The sequence below is a fragment of the Actinomadura madurae genome, from assembly GCF_047130825.1.
Classification (GTDB): domain Bacteria; phylum Actinomycetota; class Actinomycetes; order Streptosporangiales; family Streptosporangiaceae; genus Spirillospora; species Spirillospora madurae.
This window is the reverse complement of the sequence record NZ_CP083237.1, coordinates 2,463,879-2,483,612: the sequence shown is the minus strand read 5'-3', so window position 1 is coordinate 2,483,612 and position 19,734 is coordinate 2,463,879. Positions and strand designations below refer to the sequence as shown.

General features: G+C 66.4%; 9 protein-coding genes. 7 read left to right on the top strand and 2 right to left on the bottom strand.

The annotated features are described in order from the left end of the window. Window positions 1-45: 45 nt before the first annotated feature. Window positions 46-4,464: an AAA domain-containing protein gene (locus K8Z49_RS11255; protein ID WP_412518608.1), complete on the bottom strand. Its 4,419-nt coding sequence runs from the start codon at window positions 4,462-4,464 to the stop codon at window positions 46-48. Window positions 4,465-4,593: 129 nt separating this feature from the next. On the opposite strand from K8Z49_RS11255, the gene K8Z49_RS11250 reads away from it, so the two are divergent. The 5 genes from K8Z49_RS11250 to K8Z49_RS11230 all read left to right on the top strand — a co-directional run bounded on the left by K8Z49_RS11250 (window position 4,594) and on the right by K8Z49_RS11230 (window position 17,824). Further along, complete coding sequence (locus K8Z49_RS11250; protein WP_412518606.1) at window positions 4,594-5,514, top strand: HEAT repeat domain-containing protein; 921 nt, start codon at window positions 4,594-4,596, stop codon at window positions 5,512-5,514. Window positions 5,515-6,090: 576 nt separating this feature from the next. Then, window positions 6,091-7,113, top strand: a complete 1,023-nt coding sequence (locus K8Z49_RS11245) for a serine/threonine-protein kinase (protein WP_412518604.1) — start codon at window positions 6,091-6,093, stop codon at window positions 7,111-7,113. A 63-nt stretch (window positions 7,114-7,176) separates the two neighbouring features. Then, window positions 7,177-9,954, top strand: a complete 2,778-nt coding sequence (locus K8Z49_RS11240) for a helicase-related protein (protein WP_412518602.1) — start codon at window positions 7,177-7,179, stop codon at window positions 9,952-9,954. Next, a complete protein-coding gene (locus K8Z49_RS11235) occupies window positions 9,951-14,987 on the top strand; it encodes a class I SAM-dependent DNA methyltransferase (RefSeq protein ID WP_412518600.1) in 5,037 nt (1,678 codons plus the stop codon). Before K8Z49_RS11240 ends, K8Z49_RS11235 begins: the two co-directional genes overlap by 4 nt. A gap of 857 nt (window positions 14,988-15,844) precedes the next feature. Beyond that, a complete protein-coding gene (locus tag K8Z49_RS11230; RefSeq protein WP_412521033.1) occupies window positions 15,845-17,824 on the top strand; it encodes an NB-ARC domain-containing protein in 1,980 nt (659 codons plus the stop codon). Window positions 17,825-18,101: 277 nt separating this feature from the next. On the opposite strand, the gene K8Z49_RS11225 is transcribed toward K8Z49_RS11230, so the two are convergent. Continuing rightward, the gene (locus K8Z49_RS11225) at window positions 18,102-18,527 is read right to left on the bottom strand and encodes an ATP-binding protein (RefSeq protein WP_412518598.1); all 426 of its coding nucleotides are present in this window, start codon (window positions 18,525-18,527) and stop codon (window positions 18,102-18,104) included. Window positions 18,528-18,635: 108 nt separating this feature from the next. Between K8Z49_RS11225 and K8Z49_RS11220 the strand changes: the two genes are divergently transcribed. Then, window positions 18,636-19,463, top strand: coding sequence for a helix-turn-helix domain-containing protein (locus K8Z49_RS11220; RefSeq protein ID WP_412518596.1), 828 nt, complete (start codon window positions 18,636-18,638; stop codon window positions 19,461-19,463). Beyond that, window positions 19,444-19,638 (top strand): DUF397 domain-containing protein, encoded by a 195-nt coding sequence (locus K8Z49_RS11215; RefSeq protein WP_024934740.1) that lies wholly within the window; start codon window positions 19,444-19,446, stop codon window positions 19,636-19,638. The genes K8Z49_RS11220 and K8Z49_RS11215 overlap by 20 nt, the downstream gene beginning before the upstream one ends. The last annotated feature ends 96 nt before the right edge of the window (window positions 19,639-19,734 follow it).

Here is a 19,734-nt window from a genome sequence, read left to right as displayed (position 1 = left end):
CCGCCGGGACGGTACCGGACGCGGGCGCCGGAGCCGCACCCCTTTTCACGTACCGGGGACGTACGTCAGGCCCGTGATCCCATCGTCCGGTCCCAGATGATCCAAGTGGGGACCGTACGTGGGAGTATCCGTGGGCCCTTCCGGCCCGGGACCCGGTTCGGGGGTGATGCCGAGCGATTCGAGCAGAGGCCACAGCGAGGACGTGGCGGCTTCGGGATCCCGGTAGAAGGCGCTGGCGCGGACGCGCCAGAACCGCCACCCGAGCCGCTCCAGGATGGTCTGCCGGCGCAGGTCGTCCTCCCACTGGTCGGGCCCGTGGAACCTGTCGCCGTCGCATTCGATCGCGAGCCTTTGGCCGCCGCCCCGCACGACGAGGTCGATCCGCAGGTTGCCCACGGGATGCCGGGGCGTGACCAGATAGCCGCGCCCCAGCAGCATCCGCAGGAGCCGCCGCTCGAAGTCGGAGTCGCAGCGGGCCTCCAGGTCGCGGGCGAGGTCGGTGGACCGCTGCCCGTCGGCGGCGTAGCGGATCAGCGCCGCCCGCTGGTCCTCCGGATGCAGCCGGTGCGGCCGGACGCTGTGGAACACCCACATCTGGTCGCGGGCCCGGCTGGCGGCGACGTTGATCCGCTGCTCGAAGCGCCGGGACGTGAACGGCGCGCCCTCCCCGTCCGACACCACGCTGATGAAGACCACATCGCGCTCGTCGCCCTGGAAGCCGTAGGAGTCGCCGCAGCGCAGCAGCCGCCGCTCGTACTCCTCCGGGCCGAGCTTGCCCAGCAGGCGCTCGTCGATGAGCTGCGCCTGGCGGCTCGTCCCGAGCAGGGAGATGACGCCCATCGTGCGGCCGTCGTAGGCGGGGTCGGAGCAGCACTGGACGACCTGGTCGACGACCGCGTCCGCCTCCGCCTCGTTCACGTTGCCGATCGGCAGGTCGCGCCGCACGCCGTCCGGGACGTGCACGGCGCGGACGGCGGGGCCGGGGAGCCGGTCGGCCGACTCCTCCCGCAGCGGCTGGATCTCACCGCCGTAGTAGTGCTGGGACGAGAACTCGATGATGCGGGGCAGGCACCGGAAGTGCTCCCGCAGCCGCACCACACCGGGGAAGAGCCGCGCGGACGCGTCGTACAGGCTCGACTCCATGTCCAGGAGCAGCGAGTTCGGGAACGTCGGCAGATGGGTGCGGATCAGCTCGTCCACGCGGTCGCGGCGGACCCCCACGGCGGACGGGCTGATCTGCTTGTCGTCGCCCACCACGACGACCTTGCGGCCGAGGCCGAGGAGCCCCAGGGCGAACACGTCGCACTGGCTGCTCTCGTCGATGATCACGACGTCGAACGGGTCGGCGACGGCGGGATCGAAGGACTCGGCGACCCGGTAGTACGGCATGATCCACACCGGGACGGCGCCCATCGCCTCCGGCATGAGCCGCTGCGCCTCGGCCCGCCACTTGTTCGCGTTGACGCCGGTGCCCTTGCCGATCTTCCGGAGGGTCTGCAGCCAGCCCACCAGGGCCTGCCGCTGGGTGTGCCCGAGGCCCCGCTTCATGGCGAGCCACGCGGACCGGCGCGTCAGCTCCAGCGTGAGGCGGCGCTGCTCCTCCTGGGCCTCGTCGAGCCGCCGCTGCACCTGCCCGAGGTCGTCGGCGTCGATGATCGCGCGGAGCCACGTCTCCGCCTGCCGCCACCGCCACAGCCCCTCAAGCCGCGCCGGGTCGCCGCAGGCGTCCGCGTCCCCGCCGGTCTCCAGGATCCGCCGCGCCCACCGCGGCGCGGTCGCGGCGAGCCTTCCGCGCAGGTCGTCGAGCCGTGCCACCTGCGGCCGGAGGGCGGCCAGCCGGGACGCGTCCGCGAGCACGGAGTCCCAGGCCGCGGCGTCGCCCCGCTCCAGCGCGGTCGCGAGGTCGGCCCACAGCGGGGCGGCGCCGTCCCGCCGGCGGGCCTCCGCCAGGTGGGCGGCGAGCGAGTCGAAGTCCGCGCGCACCTGCCGCTCCCGGGCGCGCGCCCGCAGCCCGCCGAGGACGGCGGCGAGCCGGTCCAGATTGTCCGGGACGGGCCGTGCCGGGACGGCCTCGGCGGCGAGCACCCGGGCCAGCCGCGCCCGCAGCCCCGGCCAGTGGGCGGTCTCCCAGGCCAGTGCGGTGTGGATCTTCTGGACCTCCGCGTCGATCCAGATCTCCACCGCACCGCCCCCGCCCGGCGGGTCGGGTGCGCCGAGCGCCGCGACCAGCTCGTCCCGCCACAGCCGGACGGCCGTCTTCCGCCGCCGGCCCAGCTCCACGAACGCGGTCATCTTGTCGATGTCGGCGGCGGTCCGCGGCGCCTCGCCGTCCAGGCTCGTGCCCTTGAGGAACTGGGCGAGCCCGCGCTGCACGAGCGGGGACACGCCCCTGCCCTGGGCGAAGCGCGCCCGCGCCTGCTCCAGGAAGCCGAGGGTCTCGCGGCGGGTGACGCCCGCCGGAAGCTCGACCGCCGACCCCGCGATGATCGACCGGAGCCGCGCGCACTCCCCGGTGTCCTCGGCGAGCCGCCGCGCGTGCCCGTCCCACAGCGCGTGCCACCGCGGGTTCTGGGCGACCTGTTCGCGCAGCCGCGCCAGCCACGGCTCCTGGAGCCCTTCGAGCGCGCGCGCCGCCTGCCCGGTGTGCTCGGCCAGCGCGGCGAGTTCCTCCTGCGGGACGCCGTCGACGCGCGTGAGGTCGGCGACGTACACCCGGAGGCCGGCCAGGGCCTCACCGAGCCTGCGCAGCTCGTCCCAGCGGGTGGCGAGGTCGGCCCCGGCGGGAAGCCGCCCGGCGGCCGGCAGATCCATGGTCGCCACAGCCGCGTCGCGCCGTTCGATGGCGCCGGCGAGCGCGTAGAACTCGGCCAGCTCGGACGCGTCCAGCGGGCAGGCGGACGCCGTGGTCAGCGGATCGGGGACGCGGGCGAGCGCCTCCTCGTTCTCGGCGAGCCAGTCGGCGACCTCCGCCGCCGTGCGCCGGAACCCGCCGACCTCCAGGCTCTCCTGCTCGCGCTCCAGCGAGTCGCGGAGCCGCTTGCGCAGCACCGCCACGTCCCCCTGCACCCGGTCGAGCCGCTCGCGGAGCGCGGCCGTCGCCCTCTCCTCGCGCTCCTCGTCGACACCGTCGGCCGCGGCCGTGATCGCCTGGACGGACCGCTGCAGCTCCGTGAGGTCCGCGGACGACGACCCCAGCACCGCCAGCGACAGGTCCCGCAGCTCGGCCGGGATCTTCTCGCGCAGGACGGCGAGCGCCTGGTCCTTGTGCGCGGTGACCAGGACCCGCTTGCCGTGCGCGACCAGATGGGAGACGAGGTTGGCGATCGTGTGGCTCTTGCCGGTGCCGGGCGGGCCCTGCACGGTGACACCGCTGTGCCGGGCGAGCTTGCGCGCGATCTGCTCCTGCTCGTCGTTGGCCGCGAGGGGGAGCAGCAGCTGCTCGGCGACCGGCGCCCAGTCGGCGTCGCCGGCCGCCAGAGCGTCCCGTGCCGCGTCCTCCCCGGCGGCGAGCGCCACCATCGGAGCGGGCAGCCGTTCCCCGTCCGCGACGGCGGCCTTGAGCTGCTCGAAGAAGCGCAGGAACATGACGCGGCGCCTGCGGACGAACAGCCGCCACGTCTCGGCCATGACCGGCGAGGGGCCGGCGTCCGGGAGATCCGGGCCGTCTTCGAGCCGGTCGTCGAGACCGAGCGGCGCGAGGATCCGCCGGTACAGGGCCCGCGTTTCGTCCGGCGCCCAGGGATCGACCGCCGTGTCGCGCACCTCCTCGACGACCGCGTTCAGCCGGTCGATCCCGGGGACGCCGAGCCCCTGCAGGCAGTCCAGCTCCAGCGCCGGTATCCCGTCCGGGACGATCGAGATCTCACCGGACCGCTCGTCGAACGCGATCCGCGCCCGCGTGATCAGCAGCGGATGGCAGACGCGATGCCCGCCGTGCTTCCACCCGAGGACGCCGTGGCCCCACACCAGCTCGTGCGTGGCCTCGTCGGCGCGCATCCGCTGCCGGAGCCGGAACAGCGTCTCGTACAGGCGCCGCGCGGCCATCGCCTCCCGCGCGGCCTCGGCCCAGGGCGTCCACACCTGCTCACGCCACTCTTCGAAGGCCGCACGTACCCGTACCGCCGCGGGATCGTCCTCGGTCAGGGCCCCGACACGCCAGGCGAGATCATCGGGGGCCTCCGGCGCGACGTACGGATCGTCCCGGACCACGTCGCGGAACGGCTCGCGAAGCTCGGCGGGCAGGCCGGGCGGCAGCGGCCTCGCCACCTTGCCGACGCGCAGCCACGCCTCCCCGGCCGCCGCCCCCGCCCGCACGGCCGGATGGGACGGCAGGTCGCCCGGCGACACCGCCACGTCATGATCCCCGACATGCCGGACGGGCTTGGCGTAGACCTCCTGGGCGAGCGCGCTCAGGTAGTCGTACAGATGCCCGATCCGCTCTCGCGTCAGCGTGTCCCCGGCCATCCACACCCCCGCATCACTTTCACCCCGTTTGCCGTCAGAGTGCCAGAAGGCCCGCTCCCCAGAGAATTGCACTCGAAGCGGCCCTCAATGGGACGCGCGACACCGCCCCCCGGTTGCGAAGATGGCGCCATGAGCAGACGTCGGGACGGTCTCTGGACGACCGCCGAAATGCTGGCCGCCACGGTGAGGGCGGCGGGCCTGCTGGCGCAGATCAAGATCGTCGACAAGGCCTGCCGCGTCCCGGCCGAGCCGCCGCCCCTGGCCGGACTGCATGATCATCTCGCTGGCGACCTCAACGCGGCCCTGCAGTGGGAACCGGTCGCGGTGGCCGAGGGCTGGCAGGACGATCCACACGTCCACGCCTGGCTGCGCGATCGTGCCGTCCGCGACCTGCACGGGAACGTGCGGTTGGTGGCAACACGAGAAGTGGCCCACGGCTGGGCGGACGACCCGCGAACCCTCGGCCTCCTGCGCGATCGAGGCATCAGGGACCCGGACTTCCCGGTACGAAAGGCGGCCATCCGGGCGGTCGCCGACGGCTGGCCCGACGACCCGCGGACCCTCGAATTCCTGCGCGCCCGTGCGACTAACGACCGCGAGGAGGCCGTCCGGCGAGAGGCCCTCCGGGCGGTGGCCGAGGGCTGGCGAGACGACCCGAAGGCCTTCGCCTGGCTGCGTAGTCGCGCCGTCAACGACCGCGACGACTTCGTCCGGTGGGAAACCGTGCGGGCCGTGGCCGCCGCCCGCCCGGACGCCCCGCAGACCCTCGCGTGGCTGTGCGCCCGCGCGGCCGACGACGCCCACTGGCGCGTGCGGCAAGGCGCCATGAGGGCGACGACCGACCGTTGGCCGGACGACCCGCAGACGCTCGCCCTACTCCGCGACCGCACCGTCAACGACCCCGACCTCACCATGCGCCGCGACGCACTAGAGGCCCTGGCCGCCGCCCACCCGGCCGACCCGGACACCCAGAGCCTCCTACGAGACCGCGCCCTCAACGACCCAGTCCGGAGCGTACGGGAAGCAGCATCCAAACTGTCGCCCGAGTGACCCGCGTCCCTTGCCGGATGTATCCCAGACCTGCGCCGCGACTCAACAGACTGCCTGAACACCCGGACGCACGGACCGGGCGGCACACGGGCCGCGAAGGCTGTCTCTATGCGCTGCGTCCAGCGCGAGCTTGGTGTTTTCTGCGTGACGACGGCTTCGAGCGCTGTCGGGACGCCGTCCTTGGGCAGTGCGACGATGCGCAGGCTGGAACCCAGGTCGGTGAGCAGCCGCCCAACGGCGCCGGTCCTCGCGCGACTCTCCGGCGGTGGGACGGTTGACCGGAGACCGTGTCCGAATACGGCCAGCCGTGTCAGGCTTCCGGGAAAACACCGCCTCCCGATGCACCCTGACCAGGGAACTTCAGTCCTCTCCCCATCCCGACCTGGGGCGATGCCCAGTCAGGAGGAGCGCCGGTGGGATGCATCGCGAAGGACCCGTTCCCGGGTTCGCACGGTCACCGTTCCGCAACCGTCGGAGAACGGTGTCTCCGCCTCGCGCGCAGATCTATCCTGGCTGCCCGGCCGGTCGTCAGGCAGGACGACCCTGGTCAGTGCCGTCCTGGGGAAGCTGGTGCCGATGAAGCCGCTCGAACCGTCCGATCCGCGGACGATCGGCGGCATCGAGCTGCACGGCCGGCTCGGCGAGGGCGGGATGGGCGCCGTCTACTTCGGGATCACGCCGGACGCGGAGCAGGTCGCCGTCAAGGTGATCCGGGACGGAATGGCGAACCAGCCAACGATGCGCGAGCGGTTCGACCGCGAGGTGCTCGCGATGGGCATGGTTCAGGGGCCGCGCGTCGCGGGTCTGGTGGCCGCCTCCGAGCCGGGCGCCGACAGCCCGTGGCTGGCCATGGACTACGTGCGCGGAGAGACGCTGAGGGACTACCTGTCGGTGCGCCCGGCGCTCACCGCCGAGATGGGGGCGGCGCTGGGCGTGATGCTCGCGGAGGCGCTCGCCGACATCCACGCCGCCCGCGTCCTGCACCGCGACCTCAAGCCCGGCAACATCGTCCTCGGCCCGGACGGTCCTAAGGTCATCGACTTCGGCCTCGTCGCCCTGGAAGAGACGGACGAGAACCTCACCCGGACCGGCACGCGGCTCGGCACGCCCGTTTTCATGCCGCCCGAGCAGGTCGAGTCGGCGAAGGACCTCACGCCGGCGGCCGACGTGTACGCGACGGGCGCCACGCTGCTCTACGCGCTGACCAAGCACTACCCGTACAAACACAAGAACGAGCACGCCCTCTACTACGCGATCATGAACCCCGACCTGAGGCCGGACATGTCGGGCCTGCCCGCGTCGTTGGCGCCGGTGGTCGAGGCGATGCTGGAGCACGCGGCGGAGTCCCGGCCGACCCCGGCGGAGGCGTCCGCCGAGTTCCGCCGCATGCTGGACGCCGCCGGGATGTCGGCGCGCGACGCCCGCATCCATTTCGCGACGCTCACCTACGTCGAGCGGCCGGACGATCCGCCGTCCGACATCGAGCCGCCCCGGCGTCCCGCGCGCTCGCGGCATCGGGAGCGCTCGGTGCCCCGTCCGGTCGTGGCGTCGCTCGCGGACCGGCTGGCCCTCGCCTACGCGCCCGGCTCCAGACTCTGACCGGCGGCCCGCCCCGGCCCACCGTCCGACCCCCGCGAGAACGACCCGTTAGGAGCCAGCCGAGTGACCTCCTCCGCAGAGACAGCGACCCCGTATGCGCCGGGCGCGCGCGTCGAGGTCCGCGACGCGGAGTGGATGGTGCGCACCTGCACCCCCACCCCCCGCGACGGCTTCAAGATCACCGCTGTAGGGGTCTCGGAGTTCGTGCGGGACGAGGACGCGGTCTTCTTCACCGGGATCGACGACATCGTCCAGCTCCGTCCCGAGGACACCCGGCTCGTCGCCGACGAGTCCTCGGCGTTCGCGCGCAGCCGCCTGTACCTGGAGTCGGTGCTGCGCCGCACGCCGCTGCCGCAGTCCGAGCGCGGCCTGGCGCTGGCGGACCGGTTCCTCCTCGACCCGCTCACCTACCAGCAGCGTCCGGCGGAGCTGGCGCTGAAGGGGCTGCGGCCCCGCATCCTGCTCGCGGACGTCGTCGGCCTCGGCAAGACCCTGGAGATCGGACTGATCCTGGCGGAGCTGATCCGCCGGGGACGCGGCGAACGCATCCTCGTCGTGACGCCGCAGCAGGTCCTGGAGCAGTTCCAGCATGAGCTGTGGACGCGGTTCGCGATCCCGCTCGTCCGGCTCGACTCGGTCGGCATCGAGCGGATCCAGCGCGACATCCCCGCCGGGCGGAACCCGTTCCTGTACTACAAGCGCGTCATCATCTCCGTCGACACCCTCAAGAACCAGGGACGGTACGGGCAGCACCTGGAGAACATGCACTGGGACGCCGTCGTCATCGACGAGTCCCACAACCTCATCAACGAGGGCAACCTTCGCAACAAGCTGGCCCGCCTCCTCGCCAAGCACACCGACGCGCTGCTGCTGGCGAGCGCGACCCCGCACAACGGCGACGCCAAGTCGTTCGCCGAGCTGATCGGGTTGCTCGACCCCGCCGCCATCGCCGACCCGAAGCGGTATTCGGCGTCCGACATCGACCACCTCTACATCCGCCGGACGAAGATCAGTGACGAGGTCCGCGACCGGATCCGCGGCCGGTGGCCCGACCGAGGCCCGTCCATCTCGCTGCGCGCGCCCGCCACGCCGAAGGAGGAGGCGATCTTCGCGGAGCTGGCGGAGGTCTGGCTGCCCGGCCCCGACCGCACCGGAAGTTCGGTGGTGGACGCCGACCGGCGCCTGTTCCCCTACACGCTCGCGAAGGCGTTCCTGTCGTCACACGTCGCGCTCGGCGCGACCGTCGCCAAGCGGCTGAAGAACGCGACCGAGGCGCGCGAGATCGAGGCGCTCAACAATCTGGCCTTCCTTGTCGACCAGATGGGCGACCACGACTCCGCCAAGCTCGGGACCCTCGTGGACGAGCTGAAGAACATCGGCGTGAAGGCCAGGGGCACCATGCGCGCGGTCGTCTTCTCCGAGAGCATCCCCACGTTGGAGTGGCTCGCCCGGACGGTCCCCGCTGAACTCGGACTCGCCCCCGACCAGGTGCAGGTCATGCACGGCGGCTTCTCCGACCAGCGGCAGCAGGAGATCGTCGAGGAGTTCTCCCTCTCCGACAGCAAGGTCCGGCTGCTGTTCACCGGGGACGTGGCGTCCGAGGGCGTGAACCTGCACCGCCAGTGCCACCACCTGATTCACTACGACCTGCCGTGGAGCCTGATCCGGATCGAGCAGCGCAACGGCCGCATCGACCGGTACGGGCAGCAGCACGAGCCGCAGTTCCGCGCGATCGTCCTGACCTCTCAGACCGAGGGCGCGCTGGACGACACGACAGTCGCCGAGAAGCTCCTCACGCGGGAGGAGGAGGCGCACCGCAGCATCGGGACGGCGGAGGCCGTCACCCGCGAGTTCACGGCGAAGAAGGAAGAGGACCGGCTCATCAAGGACCTCCTCAGGGGCAAGTCGGTCGAGGAGTCCCTCGCGGAGGCGCCGCCGGTCGACTTCATGGCCGAGCTGTTCGGCGCGGTGGAGCAGGGCGAGGCGCGTGCGGAGGTCAGGCGCGCCCGCGTCCCGAAGCTGTTCGGGTCGACGGAGGATTTCGTCCGGGAGGCTCTGCGCACCGTCTGCCCGGACCTGCGGGTGGACGACGACGGCGGGCTGCTGGCGTTCGAGCCGCCTTCCGACCTGGTGCATCGGCTGTCCGCCCTGCCGACGTCCTACCTGCGCACTCACAAGATCACCGAACGGATGAAGGTCACCTTCGACCGGGACCTCGCGCAGCGCAAGCTGGACGAGGCCCGCCGCACCAAGACCATGTGGCCGGACATCGCGTACCTGTCCGACCTGCATCCGATGGTCGAGTGGCTGGTGGACAAGGTGCAGGTGCAGCTCGTCCGGCGGCAGGCGCCCGTCATTGCGGCCAAGGTGGACGAGCCGACGTTCCTCGTCCAGGGAATCTACTCCAACGCGCTTGGCCAGCCCACGGTGGTCGACTGGATGGCGATCAGCGGCCTGCCCGGCGCGCCGGTCGTCCGCGACATGACCGAGGTCCTCGCCGAGGCCGAGGTCGGGCCCACGATGATCAACACGAACCGGACGCCCGAGGTCGAACGCCTCACGGCCCTCATCGAACCGGCGATCCATGCCGCACGCCGCCACCTGGACGAGCAGCGCGACCGGCACGACGACGAGGTGGCGCGGCCCCTGCGGAAGTACGACGGGCAACTCGAACTGTGGGAGCGGGAGAGCTTGAAGAGTTTGGACGGGACGTCGCACGGCGCGAAGAAGCGGGGAACCGTGACCGACACCGTCGCCGAGCAGAAGCGGCTGCTGCGGAGTTTGGAGACCACGGGAGAGCCGCTGTTGCGCGTCCTCGCCGTACTTGAGGGGGACTCGTGACGTACGACTCGATCGTCAACCGCGGCGACTACTTCTCGGCCCATTACCTGGCCGAGGTCCTCCCCAAAGAACTCAAAAAGAAAGATGGACTGCTCGCCCGCTGGGCCGAGGCCGAGAAGGACGGGAAGCCGACCCCGCGCACCGGCCTGCGCGCCCTCAAGCGCAGCTACTTCAAGGACCGTCCTTTCTTCGCCGAAGCCCTGGAAACCGTCCGCGAGGGCAAGGACATCCCGAAGATCGAGGAGTGGAAGAAGTCCCTCCACGAGCTGCACGGGGATGTCCTTCGCGGTCTGGGCTTCAACGCCGAGCCGCGCGTCCTGACGGTGGAGCGGTCGGACAAGCAGTACGAGGTCGCCGTCGCGCACGCCGAGCCGGCCGACCGTCCCAGCGTCATCGCGATCGAGTGCGGATGGGCCCCGGACGTTGACGCCGCTCTCGACATCAGCGACGCCGGACGGCTCCTCACCCCTATCGAACTCGACCACCCGCACATGCTCCGCACCGGGGACAAGCTTGCGTCGTGGCTGTTCGCCGCCGACGAGCCGCCCCGCTACGTACTGATCCTCGCGGGCGGCGTGATCATCCTGGCCGACCGGATGACGTGGGGCGAGGGACGGTACCTCGCTGTCAGCTTGGACGTCGCGCTCGGTCGCAGCACCGCCGCGAACGCCGAGATCGAGACGATCGCCGCCCTGTTCAGTGCGGACTCGCTGCTCCCGCCAGAGGAGGGCGGATCCGAACCCCTCGCCGAACTCCTCTCGGGCTCCCGCCAGCACGCCGTCGGCGTGTCCAAGGAGCTTCGAGAAGGACTTCGTGAATCCGTCGAGATCATCGCCAATGAGGTTCTCGACCGGATGCGGGAGCAAGGGGTCCGCCCCGAGGACGTCATGGAACCGGCGGCCTTCGCCAAGGAACTCGGCCGCGAAGCCCTCCGCTACCTCTATCGGATCCTGTTCCTGCTGTACGCCGAGGCCCGCCCGGAGCTCGGCATCCTCCCGACCGACGACGAGGCGTACGTCAGGGGCTACAGCATGGCCCGCCTAGGCGACCTCATCGTCCGCGACCTGGTCTCGGAGGAGTCGCGCCGCAGCGTCCACCTCTACGAGTCGCTCGACCTGCTGTTCCGCATGGTCAACGAGGGCCACAACCCGCGCGGCGCAGGTCGCACCCTCGGCTCGGAAGGCGAAGGACTCCGCTTCGAACCCCTCAAGTCGGACCTGTTCAACCCCGAACGCACCCGCTTCATCGGCAAGGCCGCGATCGACCTGGACGAGGACGACCCCGACTCCAAGCCAATCGACACCCGCCTCCGCAACGAGGCGCTCTACAAGGTGCTGCGCCTCCTCATGCTCGCCAAGGGCAAGCGCAAGGAACGCGGCGGCTTCATCTCGTACGCGCAGCTCGGCATCAACCAGCTCGGCGCGGTGTACGAGGGGCTGATGTCGTACACGGGGTTCATCGCGAAGGAGGAGCTGTACGAGGTCGCCAAGAACGGCGACCCCAAGGACGGCTCCTGGATGATCCCCGCCTCCAAGGCCGACGACTATGAGGATGCTGTCTTCGTCCGCCGCGTGGACGAGAACGGCTTCAAGACCGACGAGCGCGTCCGCTACAAGCCCGGCGCCTTTGTCTATCGACTCGCCGGCCGCGACCGCCAGACCAGCGCGTCCTATTACACGCCCGAGTCGCTGACGCAGGTCACCGTGCAGCTCGCGCTTCGCGAACGCCTCGACCAGGACGGGACGGTCACCAAGGCCCGCGAGATCCTCGACTGGACGATCTGCGAACCCGCCCTCGGCTCCGGAGCCTTCCTCAACGAGGCGATCAACCAGGTCGCGGCCGAGTATCTGAAACGGCGGCAGGCTGAGAAGAACCAGAGCCTCGAACCCGACCTCTATGCGGCGGAGCTACAGAAGGTCAAGGCGTACATCGCCCTGCACAACTCATATGGGGTGGACCTCAACGAGACGGCCGTCGAACTGGCCGAGGTCTCGCTGTGGTTGAACGTCATGCACGAGGGGCTTCAAGCTCCATGGTTCGGCCTGCACCTGTGCCGGGGCAACTCGCTCATTGGAGCGGGCCGCCGCCTGTACGAGCCGCACCACCTGAAGAAGAAGGCGTGGCTCACCACCGCGCCGAAGGACCACCCCTTCCGCGACGGCCCGATCCCCGAAGGCCACATTCACCACTTCCTGCTGCCCGCCCAGGGCTGGGGAGCAGTAGCGAGCGAGAAGGAGGCCAAGAACCTCGCGCCTGACGACGCCAAGCGCCTCGCCGACTGGCGCAAGGGGATGCTCAAGGACCCGTCCACCAAGAAAAAACAAGGTCAGAAGCTCACCCAGGTCCAGCGCCTCCAGGGCCTCGCTGGCCGCGCAGAGTACCTGTGGGATCTGGTCATCAAGCGGTTGGAGTTGTCCGAAAGAGACATCAGCCGCCGCATCCAGGTGTGGGGAGCGGACGACCTCCGCGAGCCGGGGGAGGAGATAGTCCTCCGCGAGCAGATCCTTGACGACCTGATGTGGCCGGGCACGCCCTTCTGGCGCCTCAAGACGCTGATGGACGCCTGGTGCGCCCTGTGGTTCTGGCCGCTCGACAAGGCCGGCCTGCTGGACGGCTCGGACGGTATCTATGAGCGTTTGAAGGATGGCGTCCTCGACAGCGCACCGCCCGCACCCGCAGAGGTTGAGGCACCGGACGCCGATCCGACCGGGTTCCCGCAGAACTGGGAGGCGGCGTCGCTCTTCGGGGAGACCCCTGTCCAGATCCAGATCAACCAACCGAAGTCGCGTCCCAAGTCACCCCGCAAGCCCGCCCGCGTCGAGCGCCGCCAGGTGATCCCGCTCGCCGACCTGGACGACTGGCTCGACTTCGCCGAGGCCCTTCTCGGCACCACCCACATCCCGGAAGACTCCCTCGGTGCCCACTTCGCCTCCTTGGGCGAGCTGGGCCAGCACGAAGACCAGCTCCCTGCCTGGATGGGCATGGACAACGAATTCAAGCTCAACGAATGCTTCCCCTGGCTCAACACGGCCGAGGCAATTGCCCGGCAGCAGGGCTTCTTCCACTGGGAACTCCAGTTCGCCCAGGTCTTCGCGAAGGGCGGCTTCGATCTTCAGGTAGGAAACCCGCCGTGGTACCGCCCCCGTTGGGAGGAGGCTCCAGTTCTAGCGGAACTGGAGCCGTGGTTTGAACTGGCCGACAAGCCATCGGTGGCCGACAGAAATTACCACAGGGAGTCGGTGCTGGCAGAGGAACGTACCCGTGCGTACGTCCTGGGTGAACTGGTAAATAATGTCGGCTCGGTGACCTTTCTTGGCTCTCAGGCAACCTACGATCTGCTAGCCGGGACACAGCCAAACCTCTACCGCGCATTCATAATTCGCACTTGGCGTAACCTCGGCCCACGAGGCATCTCTGCACTGATTCATCCTGACAGTCACTTCACCGGAATGCAGGAGGGAAGATTGCGTGCTGCATGCTACCGCCACCTTCGCCTACATGCGCATTTCCAGAACCAGCGCTTGCTTTTCCCGGACATCGACTGGAGTAGGCAATATGGCCTCCAGATCTATGGTGAACTTAGGGAGATCGGGTTCACACACGTGAGCTGGCTTTTCGGCTCGGATCCGCTGACAGAGTCCTTTGATCATGGTGGGGCAGGGGAGCGGCCAGGTATCAAGCACAACGGCTATTGGGATCTCCGGCCACATAGGGACCGACTGGTTACAGTAAATGATCGTGTGCTCGCTGCCTGGCGTTTGCTGACTGGTGAGACGGAACTTCCGATGGAACAGACGAAGCTCCTCTATCCGGTGACTACTGCGGAGCAAGGTGCAATCACGAAGCTCTCCAGGGTGGAACGGCGTCTCGGTGACTTGGGTCCGCAGATTACCCGAGGCCATGACGAGGCGAATGCGAAGAAGGACGGCCTAATCGAGTGGCAAACTGGTCATCCTAATGACTGGTCGGAGGTTATCCTGCGAGGGCCGCAGTTCACGGCGGCCACCCCCTTTGCCAAGCAGCCACCGAACACTGGACGTAACGATAGGCCGGTGGATTTGACGACGCTGGCACCGGACGCGGTGCCCTCGACCGACTACCGGCGGGCGACCGATCTGGAGCGCTACGAGCAGGCGCAGGATCGCTGGCAAGACCCCACTAGTATGAAGCCCCGTCGGGCCACTGAATTCTATCGTCTTTTTTGGCGGGAGATGATTCCGAACAACACTACGCAAAGTCTCTTTGCTGCACTCATGCCCCCCGGGCCCGCCCATATCCACAGTGTCCGGAGTATGGCACTGCAGACGAACAGGGATACGACGCTCGTTGCCGGATTCTGGGCGTCTCTGCCAATCGACTACCTGCTCAGGGTTACTGGACGCTCTCATCTGGACGTGGCAGATGCCAGGACTGTCCCTGCGCCCGACCCCAACCATCTTCTGGCCGATGCTCTTCTACTCCGCACGCTTCGGCTCAACTGTCTCACCGAGGCATATGCGGAACTCTGGTCCGAGCTCTACGATGCCGCCTGGCTTCAAGACTCGTGGGCGGCCGACTGGCCTGGGCTTCCCCGGCTCGGCGAGGTTGGTCCAGTCTGGGATAGGGACACCCCGCTGCGCACCGAGCGCGCCCGCCGGGCAGCCCTCGTCGAGTTGGATGCCCTGGCCGCCGTCATGCTCAGCATCAACGCCGAAGAACTGATCGCACTCTATCGCTCCCGGTTCCCGCAGATGCTTACTTACGAAAGTGCCATCTGGTTTGACGCAAATGGACGGAAGCTCGCGGGCAACTTCAACGCCTTCGGTTACGGGCAGACGAAGGAGCACTTCAAGCAGCTCCAAGACTACCTCGATCCCGAAATCAATGGCACTGTTCCGGACGGTTACCAAGCGCCCTTCTGCAAAGCCAATCGGGAGGCCGAGTATCGGCAGGCGCATACTGATTTCTTGGAGCGGTTGGAGCGGGCAAAGGTTGAGGGGGAACGTCCATTGGTGGGAGATCGTCCGCGTGATGTTTGGCCGTTGCGCTCTTAAGACCTGAGAATAACCTGGGCATGGGCCGGTGCCCAGCTGTGGCGCAACGCCTGGATCGCCTCAAGAGCGCGGGTTGCTACCGCAGGTCGGGGAAATAACCGCGGTCTAGAGCCGAGGTACGTCTAAGACCCTGCCTTTAGAGGCCAGTGCCGCCTGCTAGGGCGATGTAGATGGCTTCGACGGAAGTCAACGTGGCCGGAAAGTGCCATGAGCTAGGAACTATCGTGACATTGTATGGTACCTGGCGCTAGCCTGTCAGCTAGGTTGTCCGCCCATCATCGCTGGTATGTGTCAGGGGGAATCGTGATGAGCTACAGTGCTACGCGGCTGACTTGCTTTGCGTTGATCTCAGCTATAGAGAGCGATCTACGCACGGAGATTGAGGAACAGCTCGGAAGTATGAGCGAGGTAGATCTCTTCACACCAGATATCATAGAAAAGGCGCAAAGGCGTCGAGCGAGAGAGTACGGGAACCAGCCGGCTCGCTCCGTTGCCTCACTGATTCCCTTTCTGGATTTCGCAGACAGCTACGAGATCCTGTTGCGCCACAAGCAGCGCGTACCTAGGCGTACGAGTGGGATGCTTGAAAAGGCTACCGAGATCAGGAATCGAGTAGCTCACTCGCGTCCTATGGAGATCGATGATGTGCCAGTCATCTTGGACCTAGCTAAAGAGCTAAGTAAAGCTTCCGGATCTTCTTGGCGCGCGTTGAGGTCAACCCTTCGAAGGCTCGAAGGGCATCCCTCCTACGTCCTCGGCCTTACAATTAAGCTGCCTATGGACGCGGATGAGGGCCCTCAGCATAACCTACCGGTTCCAGACTTTGACGAAACTGGCTTTTTGGTCGCCGAAGAGAGCTGCAGAGGATCAAAAAGGCGATCAAGGGCGCTTATCCAGTCGTCTCTATCCTGGGCGATGGTGGAATCGGGAAAACATCTATCGCCTTGAAGGCTGCGTATGAACTCTTGGATGATCCGACACAGCCTTTTGAAGCCTTGGTGTGGGTTACAGCTAAGGCTACGGCCTTAACGACTAACGAGATTGAAAGAATTACAAGCGCCATTGAGGACTCGCTCGGCCTGTTTGCCAGGGCGGCTGACGAGCTCGGAGCAGTAAACCCGCAGGAGAATCCGGTCGAGGAGGTGCTCACGTATCTTGAACATTTCAAAGTTCTGCTGATCCTCGACAACCTCGAGACCGTGCTAGATCAGCGGTTGCGAGATTTCCTGCTAGATCTTCCGCTCGGTAGTAAGGTCATCATTACGAGTCGAATCGGACTGGGGATCGAAAACCCAGTAAACCTTGGTCCACTCTCTGATGATGAATCCGTCAGGCTGATACGTGCGCTAGCCGGCACTCGTAATGTCACTTCTTTGGTCAGACTTCCCATTGAGCGGATGCAGACTCTGGCCAGTGCTATGCGTGGCCATCCGGCCTACATTAAATGGTTTGTGGCAGGAGTTCAGGCCGGTAAGCGCCCAGAGGAAATGCTATCTAACAACGCTCTTTTGTTGGACTTCTGTATGTCCAACGTTTACGACTACATTAGCGAAGACGCACAGTCTGTTTTGCGGAGTATGCAAGTACTTCCGGGGGTGCGCAACCAGGCAGAACTCGCCTTTCTCAATGAATTTTCAGCAAATGTCATACAGGGCACTCTTCTGCAACTGATAACTACCAACTTCGTGCAGATGCAAAGCAGTGAATCTGCACAGTATTTCGAGTCGACTTACCAGCTCAGTGACTTCGGCAAGCAATATCTAGACAAGCGCCATCCGGTAGATGCCGGCCAAAGACGCCGACTCGTTGCTCGAAACCGTAGACTCAACGAACTGGGCGCTGACCTTAGAGTGGCGAACAGTACGACTCCGTATGACCCAGAAACTGTGGACATCCGAGGCACTGGCGACTTCAACGTGGCCAGGCTTCTCCGTGACGCCCTCCGGGATGCGTCTAGCGGACACAATGATCGAGCGCTTGCGAGCTGCCGGGAAGCGCAGATTCTCGCGCCGGGATACTATGAGGCATGGAGAGTTGAAGCATACATACAAACAGCAAGATCTGACACAAGTTCTGCGCTCATTGCATACGAGCGGGCTCATGAACTTGCGCCGGAATCGCCCACGCTTAACTACTTCTACGGAACCTTTATGTTGGATCACGGTGGTAATCCTACTGCCGGTCTAGAGCTGCTGCAGAGGGCAGCTCGAATCGAGAACCCGCATCCATCTGTGATTGCAAATATTGGCTGGGCGCACCTACTTCTCCAGAACTACGAAGATTCACTGAGTTCCGGTGCTCATGCGCTTAGCCTAAGGCCGAACTATCGACAGGTTGGAGAGTTTGCGATTTCGGTCGGGCTGCGTTCTTGCGTCTATGGAACTCGCCGAGAGATTGTAGAGTGGAGGCCGTCTGAAGCGGTCGAACTGATTGAAGCAGCGGTAGGCCTCGTTGAGAGTACGTCCCTGGAACTTTTGGATGGGGAACCTGCTGACCGAATAATGCAAATCATCGACATTGCTCGGGATCTCCGTGAGTCAATCGATGAGGATTTTATGCTTCACAAGCTTGACGAATTTTCTTCCCGGTTGCGCGAGAGGCTACGACAGCTCAATGTCGAGTTGCTCGACCGCGAACTCGGCAGGATCAAGAACCTTGTACTGGATAAGTTCTATGGATTCGTCAGTCGGAAGCGGAAGACTTATTTCTTCCATATAAACGATATGATCAATGAAGACGAGTGGGACTATTTGACGGAAGATGTGATGGTCGCCTTTTTCCCGGATGATTTCGAAGCTAAAGGTCCGCGGGCACGTCATCTCCGATGGCTTAATTGAAGTTGCAGAAGCGGTGGACTCGCGGGCGTGGATGGTAGTTACAAATTCGGTGGATAGGTTTGCAGCTCGCGCTTTCTTGCTTTGGGCTGGTGAAAGCGGGGATGGGTAGTTTGTGCTTCGCTGTGAGGTTCCGTTCGCACGATGGCGTGTTGTCATGGGACAAGGGTGTTCTACTGTAGAGAATAAGGGGGCGAGTTTTCCGAGCGGTGAGTTGCGGTGTGTCGCCGTTCTGGCACGTCCCATGAGGGCAACACACCGCAAGTCGGTGGGCTCCGAGTCAGGGCTTGAGGCGGGCCCAGACCCATTTGCCGCCGGACGGGTCGGGGGTGTGGCCGCACTCGGTGGCGAGGGCGGTGACAATCGGGAGGCCCCGGCCGCCGTTGTCGTCCCAGTTCTCCTCCGAGACATCCAGCGTTTCGAGTGTCAACTCGATCAGCGGGTGCACTCGTGGAGGGGTCGGGCTGGCGTCCCAGACGGCGATGAGGACGCCGTCGGTGTCGCGGCTGCACTGGTAGCGGATCAACTTGCCGGGTGTTGCCTCCACGGCGTTAGTGATCAATTCTGAGACGATCAAGAATGCATCGTCCGAAATGTGCGCACAGCCCCATTTGTGCAGACGGGTTTTCGTAAGCGTGCGCGCCAGGCCCGGTGCTGCCTTCGAGGCCAGCATGGGGATCAGCAGGCAGTCCGGTCTCGTCAGCATCGATCGCCCGGTCCTTCCTGGAGTGATTCACGATTCGTGCCTCCAGGATCACGCGCGGTAACTAGGATGGAGTGTATTCGTAAACATCTCAACCCTCGGGAGATGTCGATGAGCGCCGCCGACGAGATCGACCCCACGTCCTCGCTCTACGCCTGGTTGGCCCATGACCTGCGGTTTTATCGTCAGAAGCGAGGTCTCACTGGTGTCCAGGTAGGCAAGATCATTAACTGCGTCCGGTCGCATGTTGCGAACCTGGAAGCTGGGCGGGCCTGCATTGACATGGACCAGGCGAGGGCTCTCGATAAGGCATGGGACACGGGAGGACACTTCCAACGGCTTCTCTTCTTCGCCCGTTCCCTTCACAGCCCTGACTGGTTCCGCCAGAGCACCGAGTACGAGGCGAAGGCCGGAATCCTTCGGATCTACCAGGGGCAGACGATTCCCGTCCCTCTGCAGACGGAGGACTACGCCCGCGCCGTCCTGTCAATGGCTCGCGTTGAAGACACCGAGAAGGCGCTGCTGGGACGCATGGCGCGGCAGGAGCTGATCATTGGCCGGGAAGACCATCCTCTGATCATGGTTCTCCTCGACCAGGACTCGCTGGACCGTCCGACCGGGGGCCCTTCGGTCATGAGGGGTCAGCTTCGGCGACTGCTGGAGCTGGGGGAGCGTCCGACCGTGAGCATTCGAGTCATCGCCCGATCGGCCGGATGGCACTTCGGGTTGAACGGGCCGTTCCAGATCATGAGCCTGGAGCGTAGGGACGTCGCCTACGTCGGTGCGTTCCGTGGGGGCCGCTTGGTCCAGGACGCTGCCGAGGTACGGGAGATGGCCGTAGATTTCGAGTTGATTGGGGCGAAAGCCTCGTCCGAAGGCGAATCCCGGGCCCTGATCGAAAGGCTCATGGAGGGTTTTGATGGAGATCAACTGGCGTAAGAGCTCGTACAGCGGTAGCTCGAACGACGAGATGTGCGTCGAGGTTGCCGAGCTGGCCAGCGGCATCGGGATCAGGGACTCTAGGAATCCGCATGCCGGGCTGCTTGACGTGAGCAGCGCGGAGTTTGCCGTGTTGGTCAGGCAGATCAAGAAGGGTGCGCTCGACCTGGCCTAGCAGGTTTCCGCCAAAGCCTGGGGTGGGCGGTTCAACGCCCACCCCACCTCGGCCAAGGGATGGCGGGGAGTGGCGGGCGGGGAGGGCGCGGAGATC

What these genes read in the sequence shown, in the direction of transcription:
- K8Z49_RS11255 (WP_412518608.1), bottom strand. Translation starts at nt 4,464, where the DNA reads ATGGCCGGGGACACGCTGACGCGAGAGCGGATCGGGCATCTGTACGAC.
- K8Z49_RS11250 (WP_412518606.1), top strand. Translation starts at nt 4,594, where the DNA reads ATGAGCAGACGTCGGGACGGTCTCTGGACGACCGCCGAAATGCTGGCC.
- K8Z49_RS11245 (WP_412518604.1), top strand. Translation starts at nt 6,091, where the DNA reads ATGAAGCCGCTCGAACCGTCCGATCCGCGGACGATCGGCGGCATCGAG.
- K8Z49_RS11225 (WP_412518598.1), bottom strand. Translation starts at nt 18,527, where the DNA reads ATGCTGACGAGACCGGACTGCCTGCTGATCCCCATGCTGGCCTCGAAG.
- K8Z49_RS11220 (WP_412518596.1), top strand. Translation starts at nt 18,636, where the DNA reads ATGAGCGCCGCCGACGAGATCGACCCCACGTCCTCGCTCTACGCCTGG.
- K8Z49_RS11215 (WP_024934740.1), top strand. Translation starts at nt 19,444, where the DNA reads ATGGAGATCAACTGGCGTAAGAGCTCGTACAGCGGTAGCTCGAACGAC.